Annotated in this window: 15 protein-coding genes and 1 pseudogene; 1 reads left to right on the top strand and 15 read right to left on the bottom strand. The window is 70.6% G+C overall.

The genetic code is table 11. The annotated features are described in order from the left end of the window. Positions 1–3: 3 nt before the first annotated feature. From SMIR_RS32380 to pgsA, 15 genes and pseudogenes are all read right to left on the bottom strand, one after another. The gene (locus SMIR_RS32380) at positions 4–552 is read right to left on the bottom strand and encodes an adenine phosphoribosyltransferase (RefSeq protein ID WP_168490044.1); all 549 of its coding nucleotides are present in this window, start codon (positions 550–552) and stop codon (positions 4–6) included. Continuing rightward, complete coding sequence (gene secF, locus SMIR_RS32375) at positions 549–1664, bottom strand: protein translocase subunit SecF (RefSeq protein ID WP_168490045.1); 1116 nt, start codon at positions 1662–1664, stop codon at positions 549–551. Before secF ends, SMIR_RS32380 begins: the two co-directional genes overlap by 4 nt. A gap of 1 nt (position 1665) precedes the next feature. Continuing rightward, positions 1666–3447 carry a protein translocase subunit SecD gene (gene secD / locus SMIR_RS32370; protein ID WP_168490046.1) on the bottom strand — a complete coding sequence of 594 codons (1782 nt, stop codon included), beginning with the start codon at positions 3445–3447 and terminating at the stop codon, positions 1666–1668. Positions 3448–3586: 139 nt separating this feature from the next. Next, the gene (gene yajC, locus SMIR_RS32365; RefSeq protein WP_075027567.1) at positions 3587–4099 is read right to left on the bottom strand and encodes a preprotein translocase subunit YajC; all 513 of its coding nucleotides are present in this window, start codon (positions 4097–4099) and stop codon (positions 3587–3589) included. A 163-nt stretch (positions 4100–4262) separates the two neighbouring features. Then, positions 4263–5333, bottom strand: a complete 1071-nt coding sequence (gene ruvB, locus SMIR_RS32360) for a Holliday junction branch migration DNA helicase RuvB (RefSeq protein WP_101406236.1) — start codon at positions 5331–5333, stop codon at positions 4263–4265. 122 nt (positions 5334–5455) lie between these two features. Beyond that, positions 5456–6064: a Holliday junction branch migration protein RuvA gene (ruvA, locus tag SMIR_RS32355; protein ID WP_212727700.1), complete on the bottom strand. Its 609-nt coding sequence runs from the start codon at positions 6062–6064 to the stop codon at positions 5456–5458. Then, complete coding sequence (gene ruvC, locus SMIR_RS32350; RefSeq protein ID WP_168490047.1) at positions 6061–6642, bottom strand: crossover junction endodeoxyribonuclease RuvC; 582 nt, start codon at positions 6640–6642, stop codon at positions 6061–6063. Before ruvC ends, ruvA begins: the two co-directional genes overlap by 4 nt. Positions 6643–6841: 199 nt before the next feature. After that, a complete protein-coding gene (locus tag SMIR_RS32345; protein ID WP_054233944.1) occupies positions 6842–7594 on the bottom strand; it encodes a YebC/PmpR family DNA-binding transcriptional regulator in 753 nt (250 codons plus the stop codon). A 74-nt stretch (positions 7595–7668) separates the two neighbouring features. Continuing rightward, positions 7669–8277, bottom strand: coding sequence for a pyridoxal 5'-phosphate synthase glutaminase subunit PdxT (gene pdxT, locus SMIR_RS32340; protein ID WP_168490048.1), 609 nt, complete (start codon positions 8275–8277; stop codon positions 7669–7671). Between the two features lie 39 nt (positions 8278–8316). Next, the gene (gene pdxS, locus SMIR_RS32335) at positions 8317–9240 is read right to left on the bottom strand and encodes a pyridoxal 5'-phosphate synthase lyase subunit PdxS (protein WP_168490049.1); all 924 of its coding nucleotides are present in this window, start codon (positions 9238–9240) and stop codon (positions 8317–8319) included. A gap of 508 nt (positions 9241–9748) precedes the next feature. Next, positions 9749–10294 carry a LemA family protein gene (locus tag SMIR_RS32330; RefSeq protein ID WP_054233941.1) on the bottom strand — a complete coding sequence of 182 codons (546 nt, stop codon included), beginning with the start codon at positions 10292–10294 and terminating at the stop codon, positions 9749–9751. A 25-nt stretch (positions 10295–10319) separates the two neighbouring features. After that, positions 10320–11344 (bottom strand): annotated as a pseudogene (locus SMIR_RS32325) (formylglycine-generating enzyme family protein). A gap of 18 nt (positions 11345–11362) precedes the next feature. Continuing rightward, complete coding sequence (locus SMIR_RS32320) at positions 11363–12523, bottom strand: glycosyltransferase family 4 protein (RefSeq protein WP_168490050.1); 1161 nt, start codon at positions 12521–12523, stop codon at positions 11363–11365. Further along, positions 12520–13509 (bottom strand): phosphatidylinositol mannoside acyltransferase, encoded by a 990-nt coding sequence (locus SMIR_RS32315; protein WP_249938503.1) that lies wholly within the window; start codon positions 13507–13509, stop codon positions 12520–12522. The genes SMIR_RS32320 and SMIR_RS32315 overlap by 4 nt, the downstream gene beginning before the upstream one ends. Further along, the gene (pgsA, locus tag SMIR_RS32310; RefSeq protein ID WP_101406229.1) at positions 13506–14228 is read right to left on the bottom strand and encodes a phosphatidylinositol phosphate synthase; all 723 of its coding nucleotides are present in this window, start codon (positions 14226–14228) and stop codon (positions 13506–13508) included. The genes SMIR_RS32315 and pgsA overlap by 4 nt, the downstream gene beginning before the upstream one ends. A gap of 216 nt (positions 14229–14444) precedes the next feature. Here pgsA and SMIR_RS32305 point away from each other — a divergent pair, with 216 nt between their 5' ends. Further along, positions 14445–16640 carry an elongation factor G-like protein EF-G2 gene (locus SMIR_RS32305; RefSeq protein ID WP_101406228.1) on the top strand — a complete coding sequence of 732 codons (2196 nt, stop codon included), beginning with the start codon at positions 14445–14447 and terminating at the stop codon, positions 16638–16640. Positions 16641–16681 lie beyond the last annotated feature (41 nt).

Here is a 16681-nt window from a genome sequence, read left to right as displayed (position 1 = left end):
CCCTCAGACCTTGAGGAGCGCCTCCAGCGGAGCGCCCGCGAGAGCGGGCTCCAGACGGCCGCGACCGCCCAGGAAACCGAGCTCCATCAGCACGGCGACGCCCGCGACCTCGGCGCCCGCCCGGCGGATGAGCTGAAGCGAGGCCTCGGCGGTGCCGCCGGTGGCGAGGACGTCGTCGACGACCAGGACGCGGTCGGCCCCGCTCAGGTCCTCGGCGTGCACCTCGATCTCGGCGGAGCCGTACTCCAGGTCGTACGCCTGCGACAGGGTCGCTCCGGGGAGCTTGCCCGCCTTGCGTACGGGGATGAAGCCGATCCCGGCGCGGACGGCGACGGGGGCGCCGAGGATGAAGCCGCGGGCCTCCAGACCGACGATCTTCGTGGCCTCGGCGCGCACGGCGATCTCCGCCAGCGCGTCGGTGAGCGCCGTGAAGGCCGCCGGGTCCGCCAGGAGCGGGGTGATGTCCTTGAACATCACACCCGGCTCCGGGTAGTCGGCCACGTCGCGGATACGGCTGAGCAGCAGCGTCGTGATGTCCATGAGCTCGGTCATCGGCGCTTCCCCGAGGGTCGGCCACGGCCCCGGTTGCGGGACGCGGGCTGGTTGCGCGGGCCGACGACCATGGGCCCGTCGTCCTCCGGCTCGTCGTCCAGCATCACGTCGGAGACCTCGCTCTCCAGGGGCTCGCCCTTGGCGGCGGCCTGGGCCCGCTTGGCGAGGACACGCTTCCTGAGGGCCTTCATCTGCGGCTCGCGCTCCTTGAGGTCGGCGACGAGCGGCGTGGCGATGAAGATCGAGGAGTACGCACCGGCCGCGAGGCCGACGAACAGCGACAACGAGATGTCGTTGAGCATGCCGGCGCCGAGGACACCGCCACCGATGAACAGCAGGCCGGCGACCGGCAGCAGCGCGACCACCGTGGTGTTGATCGAACGGACCAGGGTGCCGTTGATCGAGCGGTCGGCGATCTCGCTGTACGTGTAGCGGGTCTGCTTGGTGATGTCCTTCGTCTGCTCCTTGAGGCTGTCGAAGACAACAACCGTGTCGTAGAGCGAGTAACCGAGGATGGTGAGCAGACCGATCACGGTGCCCGGGGTGACCTCGAAGCCGACCAGGGCGTAGATGCCGACCGTGATCGTGATGTCGTGGATCAGGGCCACGAGCGCGGCCACGGCCATGCGCCACTCGAACGCGATCGCCAGGTAGATCACGACGAGGACCATGAAGATCGCCAGGCCCTCCCAGGCCTTGTTGGCGATCTGGTCACCCCAGCTGGGGCCGACCAGGTCCGCGTTGATCGACTCCGGGTTGACGTTCAGATCCTTGGCGAGGTCGTCCTTGATCTTGTCGGACTTGTCCGTGTCGATGCCGGCGACCTGGATGCGCAGTCCGCCGTTGCCGAGCTTCTGGACGACCGCGTCGTGGCCGGACGAGTCCTGCGCGTACGTCTCGGCCTGGGCCACCGAGACGCTGGTCTTCCCGGTGGTGAAGACGGCGCCGCCCTGGAACTCGATGCCCATGTTCAGGCCGCGCACCGTCAGGCCGAGGATGGCCGTGATGGTGATCAGGATCGAGATGCCGTACCAGATCTTGCGCTTGCCGACGAAGTCGTAGCCGATCTCGCCGCGGTGGAGCCGGGCGCCGAGGGTGCCGAGTTTCGACATCTCACGCCTCCTTCGGGTCGACGGGGGCGGAGGGACGGCGCGTACGGCGCAGCGGGGGCTTGGCGCCCAGGGCCTTGGGGTCGAGGCCGGACCACTTGTTGCCGCTCGCGTAGAACTTCCGGCGGGCGAGGAGCGTCATCAGCGGCTTGGTGAAGAAGAACACGACGACCACGTCGAGCACCGTGGTCAGACCGAGCGTGAACGCGAAGCCCTGGACCTTGCCGACGGTGACGATGAAGAGCACCGCGGCGGCGAGGAACGACACGAAGTCGGAGACCAGGATGGTGCGCCGGGCGCGCGGCCAGGCACGCTCGACGGCCGGGCGCAGGGAGCGGCCCTCGCGGATCTCGTCCCGGATGCGTTCGAAGAACACGATGAACGAGTCCGCTGTGATTCCGATCGCGACGATCGCACCACAGACCGCGGGCAGGTTCAGCGCGAAGCCGATGGTGGGACCGAGCAGCGCCATGATCACGTACGTGAGGGCACCCGAGACCAGCAGGGAGGGGATGGCGATGATCGACAGGCCCCGGTAGTAGACCACCAGGTAGATGACGACCAGGCCGAGGCCGATGGCGCCCGCGATCAGACCGGCGTGCAGCTGCTCGCCGCCGAGCGCGGCGGTCACCGTGGTGACGCTCGACTCCTTGAAGTCGAGCGGCAGCGAGCCGTACTTCAGCATGTTCGCCAGGCTCTGCGCCTCGGTCTGGTCGAAGCTGCCGGAGATCTCCGCGTTGCCGCCGGTCAGCGCCTGGTTGACGAACGGGTCGGAGACGACATCACCGTCGAGGACGATCGCGAACTGGTTCTGCGGGGACTGGTTCTGCGCGAGCTTGCCGGTGATGTTGGCGAACTTCTTGGAGCCACCGGAGGTGAACTCCATGGTGACCTTCCAGCCCGCCGCGCTCTGGGTGTCGAAGACGGCCGCGGCGCTCTTGATGTCCGTGCCCTTGACCTCGGCGGGGCCGAGGACGTACTTCTGCCACTGGCCCGAGGAGTTCTTGCCGCACGCCACGGTGGGGTCGGTGGCCTTGGCGCCTTCACCGGCCTTGGCGCGCTGCGCCTTGTCCGTGCAGTCGAGCGCGGTGTACTGGGCCTGGAGCTTGGTGGCCGCGGCACTGGCGCTCGCGCTGCTGCTCGCCGACGGCGAGGCGCTGGAGGAGGCCGAAGGGCTGGCCGAGGAGCTCGCGGAGCTGCTCGCGGACGGCGTGGAGTCGGCCTTCAGGGCGTCGGTGACCGCACGGCCCTGGGAGGTGGCGGAGGACGTCGGGCTCGCGGAGCTCGACGAGGTCGCCTTCTCGGTGGCCTTGTCCGTTGCCTTCGAGGAGGAGCTGCTCGATGCGCTGGGCGAGGGGCTGGCCGACGCGGCCGAACCGGAGACCTCGGTGGCCAGGACCGGACGGAAGTAGAGCTTCGCGGTGGTGCCGACCTGGTCCCGGGCCTCCTTGGAGTTCGTGCCCTTGGGGATGTTGACAATGATGTTGTCGGATCCCTGGGTCTGCACCTCGGCCTCAGAGACGCCGAGACCGTTGACACGGCGGTTCATGATGTCGACCGCGGTGTTCATGTTGGTCTTGTTGATCGCGTTCGGCTGGCCCGGCTCGTTCTTCGCCGTGAGCGTGATGCTCGTGCCGCCGGCGAGGTCGATGCCGAGACGCGGGGTGGGATGCCCGGAGAGGAACATCCCCCCCGTGAGCGCCGCGATGGCGATCAGGATGAAGGCCAGCGAGCGCCCCGGCCTGCTCTGGGCGCTCGCGCTCCGGCCCTTCTTCGGTGCTGCCACCTTCTCGTACTCCCTCTCGGGCCGCCGTGCGCGGGGTCAGCGCGGGGGCGGCCATGACATGGTGTCGGGATTCCGTGCGAAAACGCAGGTCCCGGAGGTGCGGAGCGCAAGCGGATCGCGCCGCGTCCCCGGGGCGTGACTACTTCGCGTCGGACTCGCCGTCGGTCTTCTTCGGCTCTGCTTCGTCGGCCTCGTCGGCCTTCGCCTCGGCGGGCTTGTCGGACGGCTCGGCGGCCACGTCCTTCTTGCCGAGGTCGAGGGGCTTGTCGTCGGAGGCGTCGGAAGAGGCGTCGGCGGCGGGCTCGTCGGTCTCGGTGAGGGAGGAGGCGTCGTCGGGAACAACCGACCCGTCCGCGTCCAGGTCGTGCTCGGCGCCGTGGACGATGCGGTTGTACTCGTCGTCGGAAAGCACGGCGCCGATCGCGTTCTTCGCAAACAGCAGGTCGACGCCCGGGCCGGCGTCAAGGAGGACCGAGTCCTCGTTGACCTCCTTGACAGTGGCGTACATGCCACCGATCGTGCGCACGCCGGAGCCGGGCTGCATCTCATTGCGCATGGAAGCGGCCTGCTGCTGCTTCTTCTTGGCCGACCGGGTCATCAGGAACATGGCCCCGATGAGCACGATGAACGGGAGGAGGGTCACGAGACTCACGGGTCGGAACTTCCTTCTTCGACCGCGATGGTGAGCGGCCTGCTGGATGGGGGTATGTATGCCGTCGACAAGGGCGGCATCGGCGGAGTCTAAGCGAGTCCGCACTCAGGGAACAACGCTCAGCATGGCACCGGGGTTCCTGACCCCGCGAGTGCCCGCGCCGTCACGCCCCGAACAGGTCCCCTTGTCCGTTTCCCCCCGCTGACTGGCGCGGCGGCGTCAGACCGAGATGGGCCCATGCGGCCGGGGTCGCCACCCGGCCGCGCGGTGTACGGGCGAGCAGTCCCTCCCGTACGAGGAAGGGCTCGGCGACCTCCTCGACGGTCTCGCGCTCCTCCCCCACCGCGACCGCGAGCGTGGACAGACCGACCGGACCGCCGCCGAACAGCTTGAGCAGGGCCTCCAGGACACCTCGGTCGAGCCGGTCGAGGCCGCGGGCGTCGACCTCGTAGACCTTGAGCGCGGCCGCGGCGATCTCGCGCGTGATGATCCCGTCCGCCTTGACCTGCGCGTAGTCCCGGACGCGGCGCAGCAGACGGTTGGCGATACGGGGCGTGCCGCGGGAGCGCCCCGCGATCTCGGCGGCGCCTTCCGAGCCGATCTCCACGTCGAGGAGATTCGCGGAGCGGTGGATGACGCGCTGGAGCTCCGCGGGCTCGTAGAACTCCATGTGCGCGGTGAAGCCGAAGCGGTCGCGCAGCGGGGGCGGCAGCAGACCCGCGCGCGTGGTGGCGCCGACCAGCGTGAACGGCGGCAGCTCCAGCGGGATCGCGGTGGCGCCGGGGCCCTTGCCGACGATCACGTCGACGCGGAAGTCCTCCATCGCCATGTAGAGCATCTCCTCGGCGGGCCGGGACATGCGGTGGATCTCGTCCAGGAACAGCACCTCGCCCTCCTGGAGCGAGGAGAGGATCGCCGCCAGGTCACCGGCGTGCTGGATGGCCGGGCCGCTGGTGATGCGGATGGGGGCGCCCATCTCGGCGGCGATGATCATCGAGAGGGTGGTCTTGCCGAGGCCGGGGGCGCCGGAGAGCAGCACGTGGTCGGCGGTGGCGCCGCGCGCGCGGGCGGCGCGCAGGACGAGGTCGAGCTGCTCGCGGACCTTCTCCTGGCCGATGAACTCGTCCAGGTCCTTGGGGCGCAGGGCCGCCTCGACGGCCTGGTCCTCACGGTCGGCGGACGCGCCGACGAGCCGCTCGGCGTCGCTCTCGTCGGTCGTGTCGTCCCAGTTCACTGAAGTTCTCCTAGCCGTGGCATGCCGGCTGTGTCATCCGGTCGGGGATCCCGGGGGGCGCTCCCCGGGAAGACACAGCGTGCACGTGTGCCTCGCGGTCTGGTGGTCGGGCGGCCGGTGGTTCAGCGGGCGCGGTTGAGGGTCTGGAGGGCGGCCTTGAGCAGCTGGCCCACCTGGGGTGTGCCCTCGGCGGCCTCGGCCTGCGGGGCGACGGCGGAGACGGCCTCGTCGGCCTCGCGCGTGGCGTAACCGAGGCCGATCAGCGCGGCGTACAGCTGGTCGCGCCAGCCGGTGCTGACCGGGGCGCCGATGCCGGTGCTCGTGCCGAGGGGCTCGCCGAGCCGGTCCTTGAGCTCCAGCAGGAGCTTCTGGGCTCCCCGCTTGCCGATGCCGGGTACGGCCGTGAGCGTCTTCTCGTCACCCGTGGCGATCGCGCGGCGCAGGGCGTCGGGCGAGTGCGTGGCGAGCATGGCCTGCGCGAGGCGCGGGCCGACACCGCTGGCGGTCTGGAGCAGCTCGAAGGTCCCCCGCTCGTCGTCGTCCGCGAAGCCGTACAGCGTCAGGGAGTCCTCGCGCACGACGAGGGAGGTGGCGAGCTTGGTCTGCTGTCCCATCCGGAGCCCGGAGAGCGTATTGGGCGAGCACTGGACGGCGATGCCGATGCCGCCGACCTCGACGACCGCGGAGTCCGGGGCGAGGGCGGCGACCGGGCCGCTGACGAAGGCGATCATGCGGTACGGCCTTTCGGAGCGTGCTGCGATGCGGGTTTCGACGCGTGCAGGGCGGCGGCCTGTTGGAGCCGGTTCTGCGCGACGGCCTGTTGGAGTCGATTCAGCGCGGGGGCGCGCCAGATGTGACAGATGGCGAGGGCGAGGGCGTCCGCGGCGTCGGCTGGCTTGGGCGGCGCGTCGAGCCTGAGCAGCCGCGTGACCATGGCACCGACCTGGGCCTTGTCCGCGCGCCCGCTGCCGGTGACGGCGGCCTTGACCTCGCTCGGGGTGTGCAGGGCGACCGGGAGGCCGCGGCGGGCGGCGCAGAGCATGGTGACGGCGCTGGCCTGGGCGGTGCCCATCACCGTCCGCACGTTGTGCTGGCTGAACACCCGCTCCACGGCGACGACTTCGGGCTCGTACTCGTCGAGCCACTGCTCGATGCCCTGCTCGATGGCGACGAGGCGCAGGCCCAACTCGGCGTCCACCGGAGTGCGTACGACTCCGACGGCGCGCATGGTCAGGGGTCGGCCCGCGACGCCTTCGACCACCCCGACACCGCACCGGGTCAGTCCCGGGTCAACGCCCAGCACCCGCACCCCAGACCCCCCTTTTGCGGCTGAGCCGCCGCCGCTCTCGCGGAAGTGGCTGATCGCCGTCGTGGTTCCTCGATCGATGGTTGCGGTCCGATGGACTGCGATCATCATCCGTCCCCGACAGGCTAACCGCTGCCACTGACAACGACGGCGGGCCGGCAGGACGTGTCCCGCGGGCCCGCCGAAACGAATCCTTGGCGGCTCAGGCGTCGACCTTGGCCATCACGTCGTCGCTCACGTCGAAGTTGGCGAAGACGTTCTGCACGTCGTCGCTGTCCTCCAGGGCGTCGATCAGCTTGAAGATCTTCCGGGCGCCCTCTTCGTCGAGCTCGACCTGCATGGTCGGGACGAAGTTGGCCTCGGCGGAGTCGTAGTCGACGCCGGCGTCCTGGAGGGCCGTGCGGACCGCGACCAGGTCGGTGGCCTCGGAGATGACCTCGAAGGACTCGCCGAGGTCGTTGACCTCTTCGGCACCCGCGTCGAGCACGGCACCCAGGACGTCGTCCTCGGTCAGCTCGCCCTTGGGGACGATGACGACGCCCTTGCGGTTGAAGAGGTACGAGACGGAGCCCGGGTCGGCCATGTTGCCGCCGTTGCGCGTCATGGCGACGCGGACGTCCGAGGCGGCGCGGTTGCGGTTGTCGGTGAGGCACTCGATGAGCACCGCGACACCGTTCGGCCCGTAACCCTCGTACATGATCGTCTCGTAGTCGGCGCCACCGGCCTCGAGACCGGCGCCGCGCTTGACCGCGGAGTCGATGTTCTTGTTCGGGACCGAGCTCTTCTTGGCCTTCTGGATGGCGTCGAACAGCGTCGGGTTGCCGCCCGGGTCGGCGCCACCGGTGCGGGCCGCGACCTCGATGTTCTTGATCATCTTCGCGAAGAGCTTGCCGCGCTTGGCGTCGATCACGGCCTTCTTGTGCTTCGTCGTAGCCCATTTAGAGTGGCCGGACATCTGCCTGTCTCCTTCGCGTAACCCATCCTGTACGAACTCCCCCGGACCTTGAGGATCTGGGGGACCCCCAGATCCTACAAGGACTCCGGTGTCCGGTTCGCGCGCACCATGTCGACGAACAGGCCGTGCACGCGGTGGTCGCCGGTCAGTTCCGGGTGGAACGACGTGGCGAGCGCGGTGCCCTGACGTACGGCGACGATGTGACCCTCGTGCTCGGCGAGCACTTCGGCCGCGGCGCCCACGGACTCGACCCAGGGGGCGCGGATGAAGACGCCCTCTACAGGATCGCCCTCGACGCCCCGGACGTCGACCGCCGCTTCGAAGGACTCGTTCTGACGTCCGAAGGCGTTGCGGCGCACGATCATGTCGATGCCGCCGATCGTCTCCTGGCCCGAGCGCGGGTCGAGGATCTTGTCGGCGAGCATGATCATGCCGGCGCAGGTGCCGTAGACCGGCAAGCCGGCGCGCACGCGCGCGCGGAGGGGCTCCATCATGCCGAACAGGACGGCCAGCTTGGAGATGGTGGTGGACTCGCCGCCGGGGATGACCAGGCCGTCCACCTCGGCGAGCTCCTCGGGACGCCGCACCGGCCTGGCCACGGCGTCCGCCGAGGCCAGGGCGATGAGGTGCTCCCGTACGTCGCCCTGGAGTGCCAGGACGCCTACGACAGGTGCGTCAGTCATGTACGTGATGCCTTTGTCCGGTCTCTGGTGTCCGGCCTCTTACCAGCCGCGGTTGGCGTAGCGCTCGGTCTCGGGGAGGGTGTCGCAGTTGATGCCGACCATGGCCTCGCCCAGGTTGCGGGAGGCGTCCGCGATGATCTTCGGGTCGTCGTAGAAGGTGGTCGCCTTTACGATGGCGGCGGCGCGCTTGGCCGGGTCGCCGGACTTGAAGATGCCGGAGCCCACGAAGACGCCCTCGGCGCCGAGCTGACGCATGAGAGCGGCGTCGGCGGGGGTCGCGACACCACCGGCGGAGAACAGCACGACCGGGAGCTTGCCGAGCTCGGCGACCTCCTTGACCAACTCGTACGGGGCGCGCAGGTCCTTGGCGGCGGCGTACAGCTCGTTGTTGTCGAAGCCGCGCAGCCGGGCGATCTCGTTCTTGATCTGGCGCAGGTGACGGACGGCCTCGACGACGTTGCCGGTGCCGGCCTCGCCCTTGGAGCGGATCATGGCGGCGCCCTCGGCGATGCGGCGCAGGGCCTCGCCGAGGTTGGTGGCACCGCAGACGAAGGGGGTCGTGAAGGCCCACTTGTCGGAGTGGTTGACCTCGTCGGCCGGGGTGAGGACCTCGGACTCGTCGATGTAGTCGACACCGAGGGACTGGAGGACCTGGGCCTCGACGAAGTGGCCGATGCGGGACTTGGCCATGACGGGGATGGAGACCGCGTCGATGATCTCCTCGATCATGTTCGGGTCCGACATACGGGCCACGCCGCCGTCCTTGCGGATGTCGGCGGGCACCCGCTCCAGGGCCATGACGGCCACGGCGCCGGCGTCCTCGGCGATCTTCGCCTGCTCGGCGTTGACCACGTCCATGATCACGCCGCCCTTGAGCTGCTCCGCCATGCCGCGCTTGACGCGGGCGGTGCCGGTTGCGGTGTTCTCGGCGGACTGGGCGGTGTTGGAGAGCGTGCTGGACACGGGTTGACCTCACTCGGTGAAAGAGGGTTTCTGCAGCACTGAGGAAACGTGAGTGGACCAGTCCACAGCAAGGGCCAATGGGGAGCCGGTGGATCCTTTTCGCCCCCGCCGCCCCTACCCGTCCCATCCCCGGGCGCTCCGCCCCAGCCCCCGCATCGGCCTGAACGGCCTCATCCTCAAACGCCGGACAGGCTGAAAGAAGCGGGCCGACCGGGGCGGGTGGATGGACGGGGGTGGGTGGGGCATCGGCCTTCGGCCTCGACCGCAAACGCCGAACGGGCTGAAGAAACGGGCTGGTCGGGGTGGGGGGAATGCGGGGCGAAGCCCCGCCTTAGGGGCGCGGGGAACTGCACGACCAGCCCCCACCGGCCGTCGGCCGAAAGACGACGGGCAGGCGGGGATCCGGGGCGCAGCCCCGCCCGAGGGGCGCGGGGAACTGCGCGCTCAACCCCCACCGGCCCGCAGCCCCGGAGCAACACCCACCCGCGGCTGAAAGCGACTCCCGTCGTCAGGTCGTGGGGCGGTCCGCCAGGGCGGTGGGCGGCTCGTCGTCCATTTCGAAGGCCATGGGGAAGGGCGCATGACCGGCAAGGCGGAACCAGCGGACCTTGCGGTGGCGACGAAGAGCGCGGGCGGCACGTACCGCGTCGTTGTGGAACCGCCGAGCCATCGGCACCCGCCGTACCGCCTGCGCCAGCTCGGTCGCCGCCGCATCCCCACCCGGCGCCTCCCGCACCGCCTCCACCTGCTGCACCTCTCCGAAGACGGCCCGCAGGGCCTGGCTGAGGTCGCTCTCGGCCACCTCGCGCTGCTCCTCCTCCGCCTGCCGCGCGGCATGCGCGGCCTCGTAGAGCACGATCGAGGCGGCGGGATCGAGCACCCCGGAGGTCGCCAACTCCTGGGCGACCGAGGCACGGCGCAACAACTGCGCGTCGAGCGCGGCGCGGGCGGCGTCGATCCGGGCGTGCAGCCGGTCGAGACGCCCCGCGGTCCAGCTCAGGTAGAGGCCGATCGCGACGAGGCCGACGAGGATCCAGATGAGGGTTGCGGTCACGGGCGGCAAGGCTACCCGGGTGTGGTCACCCCTCCCCCACGTCCCAGGCGCAACGGAAACCGCCGTGCCCGGTGGAGGAGTCGGGGGTGTTCTTCGACCGGGCGGCCACCCGGTAGCGGTTGCGGTACGAGGCGTGGCACAGGTACGAGCCCCCGCGGATGACCCGCTCGACGTGGTCCGTCGCCGAGGTCTCGGACGAGATCCCGGAGGGCGCGGTGAAGGCGTCCGCGCACCACCCCCACACGTTGCCCGAAGTGTTGTACAGGCCGAAGCCGTTGGGCTCGTAGGAGTCCACCGGGACGGTTCCCGTGCGGCCGCCGGGGCGGGTGCTGACCCGGGGGAAGTCGCCCTGCCAGGTGTTCATGCGCTCCTGGCCGGCGGGGGCGAACTCGTCTCCCCAGGGGTAGCGGCGGCCTGCCGGGCCACCGCGCGCCGCGTACTCCCACTCCGCCCCGGTGGGCAGCCGGGCGCCCGCCCATGCGCGGTACGCGAGGGCGTCGTGGTGGGAGACGTGCACCACGGGGTGGTCCGCGCGGTCCTCCAGGTCGGAGCCGGGGCCCTCGGGCGCGCTCCAGTGGGCCCCTCGACGCCCAGCCCCCAGGACGCCGCGACGACCGCCCCGAAAACGGCCTCCCGCGCGCGGGGGTGCGGGAACAGGTGGAACACGAACGAACTGCCGTACCGCTCCGCGTCCGTCACATGTCCGGTCGCCCGCACGAAGTCCGCGAACCGGGCGTTGGTGACGGCCGTCGCGTCGATCCGGAACGGCTCGACGCGCACCGTACGGACCGGTCCTTCGCCGTCCTCCGGGTAGCCCTCGCCGAAGGCGTCGCCCATGCGGAACTCGCCGCCCGGCAGTGTGACGCCGGCGGCGTCAGGCGCGGGACGGGGACGAGGAGGCCTAGGACGGTCGCCCGTGCGCGTGCCGGGGCGCGGCACCGGTACGGAGAGTTGGAAAAGCGAACTGGCCTCCCCGCGCGAACCGACCTTCCCGTAGGCACCGGCCTCCCCGCGCGCGGGTGCGCAGCACGCCCCTCCCCCGCCCGGCATCGGCGAAGTCCCGCACGCTCAGTCCCGGGCCAGTCCGAACCGCGCCCGCAGCCCCGTCCGTTCGTCCGCTGCGACCGCCGCCGCGCCGTCCGTGACCGTCTCATAGACGGACAGGATGTCCGCGCCGACGGTCGACCAGTCGAAGCGCCGTACGTGAGCGCTGCCCCGCGCGCGGAGTTCGGCCCGGCGCTCGGGGTCGCCGAGCAGGCGCAGGGCCGCGGCGGCCAGGTCGTCCGCGTCCTCGTTGGCGAAGAGTTCACCGGCCGCGCCCTGGTCGAGGACCTGCGCGAAGGCGTCGAGGTCGGAGGCCAGCACCGGCGCGCCCGCCGACATCGCCTCCACGAGGATGATGCCGAAGCTCTCGCCGCCGGTGTTGGGCGCCACGTACACGTCGACGCTGCGCAGGAAGCGGGCCTTGTCCTCGTCGCTGACCATGCCGAGGAACTCGACGCGCGAGCGCATCTCGGCGGGCAGGGACTCGACGGCCTCCTCCTCGTCACCGCGTCCGGCGACCAGGAGCCGGGTCCCCGGGCGCTCGGCGAGGATCTTGGGCAGGGCCTTCATGAGGACGGGCAGGCCCTTGCGGGGCTCGTCGATGCGACCGACGAAGCCGAGGGTGTCGCCCTGCCACTCGGGCTTGGGCTTGGCGCGGGCGAAGAAGTCGACGTCGACGCCGTTCGGGATGACGACCGCGTCGCCGCCCAGGTGCTCGACGAGGGTGCGGCGGGCATACTCGCTCACCGCGATCCGCGCGCTGATCTTCTCCAGGGCCGCCTGGAGGATCGAGTACGCGGCGACCATGGCCCGCGAACGCGGGTTGGAGGTGTGGAAGGTGGCGACGATGGGGCCCTGCGCGGCCCAGCACGCGAGCAGGCCGAGCGAGGGCGAGGCCGGCTCGTGGATGTGGATCACGTCGAAGGTGCCGTCGTGCAGCCAGCGCCGCACCCGGGCCGCCGACAGGAAGCCGAAGTTCAGGCGCGCCACGGAGCCGTTGTAGGGCACCGGGACCGCGCGGCCCGCCGAGACGACGTACGGCGGCAGCGGTGTCTCGTCGTCCGCGGGGGCGAGCACGGAGACCTCGTGCCCGCGGCGGATGAGGTGTTCGGCCAGGTCACGGATGTGGAACTGGACGCCGCCCGGCACGTCCCAGGAGTAGGGGCAGACGATGCCGATCCTCACGGAGTCCTCTTCTCGGAATCCCTCTGGGCGTTGTCAGGATCCTTGTTGCCAGGATTTCCGCTGTCAGAATCCCTGTTGTCAGGATCCTTCCCGGGATCGAGGTCCTTGAGCCACAAGCGCTGCAGCATGTGCCAGTCCTCCGGATGTTCGGCGATACCCGTGGCGAAGGCGTCGGCCAGCGCCTGTGTCATGACAGACGTCTTCTCGGCCCGGGTGCCTGTCTCGGGGACCTCGACGGGGGGATGCACACGGCCCTGCATCACGGGTGAGTCGTCGTACCAGAGCGTGACCGGCAGCAGCACGGCTCCGGTCTGCTGGGCGAGCAGCGCCGGGCCCGCGGGCATCCGGGTCGTCTCGCCGAAGAACTCCACATCGACGCCCGAGGCCGACAGATCACGCTCGGCGACCAGGCAGATCAGTCCGCCGTCCCGCAGCCGCCGGGCCAGCGTGCCGAACGCGGTGCCGCCGCTGTGCGGCAGGACCTCCATGCCGAGGCCCTCGCGATAGGCGACGAAACGGTCGTACAGCGATTCCGGCTTGAGGCGCTCGGCGACGGTCGTGAACGGAGTCTCCAGCTTGGTGGTGACCCAGGCGCCGGCGAGGTCCCAGTTGCCCATGTGCGGCAGGGCCAGGATGACGCCCCGGTCGGAGGCGAGCCCGTCCGTCAGATGGTGCACGTCCTTGCAGTCGAAGCCCGTCCGCACGCGCTCCTCGCTCCAGGCGGGGAGGCGGAAGGACTCCATCCAGTAGCGCAGGTACGAGCGCATGCCCGCCCGGGAGAGCTCGGCGAGCCGCTCCGGGGTCGCGTCGGGCAGCACGCGCGCGTAGTTGCTCTCCAGCCGTTGTACGCCCTTGCCGCGTCGCTTCCAGGCGATGTCCGCGATGGTGCGGCCCAGGCGCACCGCGACCGGCTCCGGGAGCTTCTTGACGGTGCTCCAGCCGAGCGCGTACGCCCCGTCCACCAGCCTCTCCTGGAGAGTGGTCACGACGTGGCCCCGCTGTTGTGCGCCGCGGCCGCGGCGTCCGCCTCCGCGGACTCCCGGCGCACCGTGACCACGCGCTGGATCAGCGTGACCAGGCTGCCGACGGCGACGATCCACAGCGCGACGGGCAGCAGCCACTGGATGCCGGGCACTCCGAACTTGTGCAGCCCCGCGAGCCCCGCCGCGACCAGGGAGATCACCAGGCGCTCGGCGCGCTCGACCAGGCCGTTGACGGCGACGGGCAGGCCGATCGACTCGCCGCGGGCCTTGGTGTACGAGACCACCTGGCCGCTGGCCAGGCAGAAGATCGAGACGGCGCACAGGGCGTTGTTGTCGCCGCTGCCCGCGTACCAGAGCGCGAATCCGCCGAAGATCGCGCCGTCGGCGACCCGGTCGAGCGTGGAGTCCAGGAAGGCGCCCCAGCGGCTGGAGCGACCGAGCTGGCGCGCCATGTTGCCGTCGACCAGGTCGGAGAAGACGAAGAGCGTGATGACGATCGTTCCCCAGAAGAACTCTCCCCGGGGGTAGAAGACCAGCGCGCCCGCCATGACTCCGGCCGTACCCAGGAGGGTGACCGTGTCGGGGCTTACCCCCCGACGGATGAGAAACGCGGCGAACGGTGTGAGGACACGCGTGAAGAATGCACGCGCGTACTTGTTCAGCATGGCCTTCCCGAGGGTCGGTGTCGCCGCGCGGCCCCTGCTGGCCACCGGCTGGCCCATCGTAGCCAGGCGAGCGCTTGTGCGACGGCCGGGCACCCGCACCCCGTGTCACGGTGGGATGCCGTCGATGTCACGGCGGGATCGCGTCCCCCGTATGGACGCACCGTGACGCGAGTGCAAAGCTCGAAGACACCGCGGGCGTCATCGGAGCCGCACCGCACGCGGATCCGTATGCCCGCGCCCGAAGTGACCTCACCGTGCACGGGAGGCAAGGCCATGGGCGACAAGGCGAACGCACACCCCGGAGCCGCCGGCAGGGCTACAGCGGCCGACCACCCCGCGTCCGTACGGAATGTGGTGCTGGTCGGCCACAGCGGATCCGGCAAGACGACATTGGTGGAAGCTCTCGCGCTGACGGCGGGAGCAGTGAACCGGGCGGGCAGGGTGGAGGACGGCACCGCCGTCTCCGACTACGACGAGATCGAGCACCGGCAGCAGCGCTCGGTGCAGCTCTCCCTGGTACCCGTCGACTGGGACGGATACAAGATCAACATCATCGACACCCCCGGATACGCCGACTTCGTCGGGGAACTCAGGGCCGGTCTGCGCGCCGCGGACGCGGCCCTTTTCGTCGTCTCGGCCTCGGACGGGGTGGACGGCTCGACCCGGATGGTGTGGGAGGAGTGCGCGGCGGTCGGCATGCCACGCGCCATCGTGATCACCCACCTCGAGTCGGCGCGCGCCGATTTCGACGACATGACACGGATCTGCGCCGAGGCCTTCGGCGCGGACGACCCCGACGCCGTACTGCCGCTGTACCTGCCGCTGCACGGCGCGGAGGGAGCCGATGGGCACGCCCCTGTCACCGGGCTGATAGGGCTCCTCACCCAGCGGCTGTTCGACTACTCCTCCGGGGAGCGCAAGGAGGCCGAGCCGGGACCGGAGCAGCTGCCGCTGATCGAGGAGGCGCGCAACCGGCTGATCGAGGGGATCATCGCCGAGAGCGAGGACGAGACCCTCATGGACCGCTATCTCGGCGGCGAGCAGATCGACGTCAAGACGCTCGTGCAGGACCTGGAGCGGGCGGTGGCGCGCGGGGCCTTCTTCCCGGTCCTGGCGGCCGCGCCCGCCGCCGAGGGCGCCCGCCAGGGGCTCGGCACCGTCGAGCTCCTGGAACTCGTCACGGGCGGCTTCCCGACCCCGCTGGAGCGCCCGGCTCCCACCGTGACGACACCGGAAGGTCAGGAACGCGAGGTCAAGGCCTGCGATCCGAACGGGCCGCTGGTCGCGGAGGTCGTGAAGACGGCCAGCGACCCCTATGTGGGCCGGGTCTCCCTCGTCCGCGTCTTCTCGGGCACTCTGCGCCCCGACGAGACGGTGCACGTCTCCGGGCACGGGCTGGCCGACCGCGGGCACGAGGACCACGACGTCGACGAGCGTGTCGGCGCCCTGTCCGCGCCGTTCGGCAAACAGCAGCGCTCCCTGACGCACTGCATCGCGGGCGACCTGGCCTGTGTGGCGAAGCTCAACCGGGCCGAGACCGGTGACACGCTCTCGGCCAAGGACGACCCGCTGCTGATGGAGCCCTGGCAGATGCCGGACCCGCTGCTGCCGCTCGCCATCCAGGCACACAGCAAGGCCGACGAGGACAAGCTCTCGCAGGGCCTGGGCCGGCTGGTCGCCGAGGACCCCACCATGCGCCTGGAACAGAACCAGAACACCCACCAGGTCGTCCTGTGGTGCCTGGGCGAGGCCCACGCCGATGTCGCCCTGGAGCGGCTGCGCAACCGGTACGGCGTCCAGGTCGACGTGGTCCCGCACAAGGTCTCCCTGCGGGAGACGTTCGCGGACAAGGCCGCGGGGCGCGGCCGCCATGTGAAGCAGTCCGGCGGGCACGGGCAGTACGCGATCTGCGAGATCGAGGTCGAACCCCTCCCCAACGGCTCGGGCATCGAGTTCGTGGACAAGGTCGTCGGCGGGGCCGTGCCCCGGCAGTTCATCCCCTCCGTCGAGAAGGGGGTGCGGACCCAGGCCGCCAAGGGCGTGGTCGCGGGCTATCCCCTCATCGACGTACGGATCACCCTGCTCGACGGCAAGGCGCACTCCGTGGACTCCTCCGACGCCGCGTTCCAGACCGCGGGCGCGCTCGCCCTGCGCGAGGCGGCCGCCGACACCAGGATCCATCTGCTGGAGCCGGTGGCCGAGGTGACGGTCCTGGTCGGCGACGAGTACGTGGGCGCCGTGATGAGCGACCTGTCGGGGCGGCGCGGCCGGGTGGTCGGCACCGAGCAGGCGGGCGGCGGACGCACGCTCGTACGGGCCGAGGTCCCGGAGATCGAGATCGGACGGTACGCCGTGGATCTGCGCTCCCTCTCGCACGGCACCGCACGCTTCAACCGCACCTACGCACGACACGAGCCGATGCCGTCACAGATCGCCGAAAGGATGCGCGAACAGGCCCAGAACGCCTGACGGTTCGGCTCCTTTCACCCTCGGCGGGCGGCTTCGGCCGT

Origin of the sequence: Streptomyces mirabilis (genome assembly GCF_018310535.1) — a bacterium.
Lineage (GTDB): Bacteria > Actinomycetota > Actinomycetes > Streptomycetales > Streptomycetaceae > Streptomyces.
The sequence above is the reverse complement of the archived record's forward strand: the minus strand, read 5'-3'. Positions and strand labels throughout refer to the sequence as shown.

Bases quoted from the DNA above. Each gene is read 5' to 3' on its own strand.
- SMIR_RS32380 (WP_168490044.1), bottom strand. From the start codon at position 552: ATGACCGAGCTCATGGACATCACGACGCTGCTGCTCAGCCGTATCCGC.
- secF (WP_168490045.1), bottom strand. From the start codon at position 1,664: ATGTCGAAACTCGGCACCCTCGGCGCCCGGCTCCACCGCGGCGAGATC.
- SMIR_RS32305 (WP_101406228.1), top strand. From the start codon at position 14,445: ATGGGCGACAAGGCGAACGCACACCCCGGAGCCGCCGGCAGGGCTACA.
- pdxT (WP_168490048.1), bottom strand. From the start codon at position 8,277: ATGACTGACGCACCTGTCGTAGGCGTCCTGGCACTCCAGGGCGACGTA.
- SMIR_RS32345 (WP_054233944.1), bottom strand. From the start codon at position 7,594: ATGTCCGGCCACTCTAAATGGGCTACGACGAAGCACAAGAAGGCCGTG.
- pgsA (WP_101406229.1), bottom strand. From the start codon at position 14,228: ATGGGCCAGCCGGTGGCCAGCAGGGGCCGCGCGGCGACACCGACCCTC.
- ruvA (WP_212727700.1), bottom strand. From the start codon at position 6,064: ATGATCGCCTTCGTCAGCGGCCCGGTCGCCGCCCTCGCCCCGGACTCC.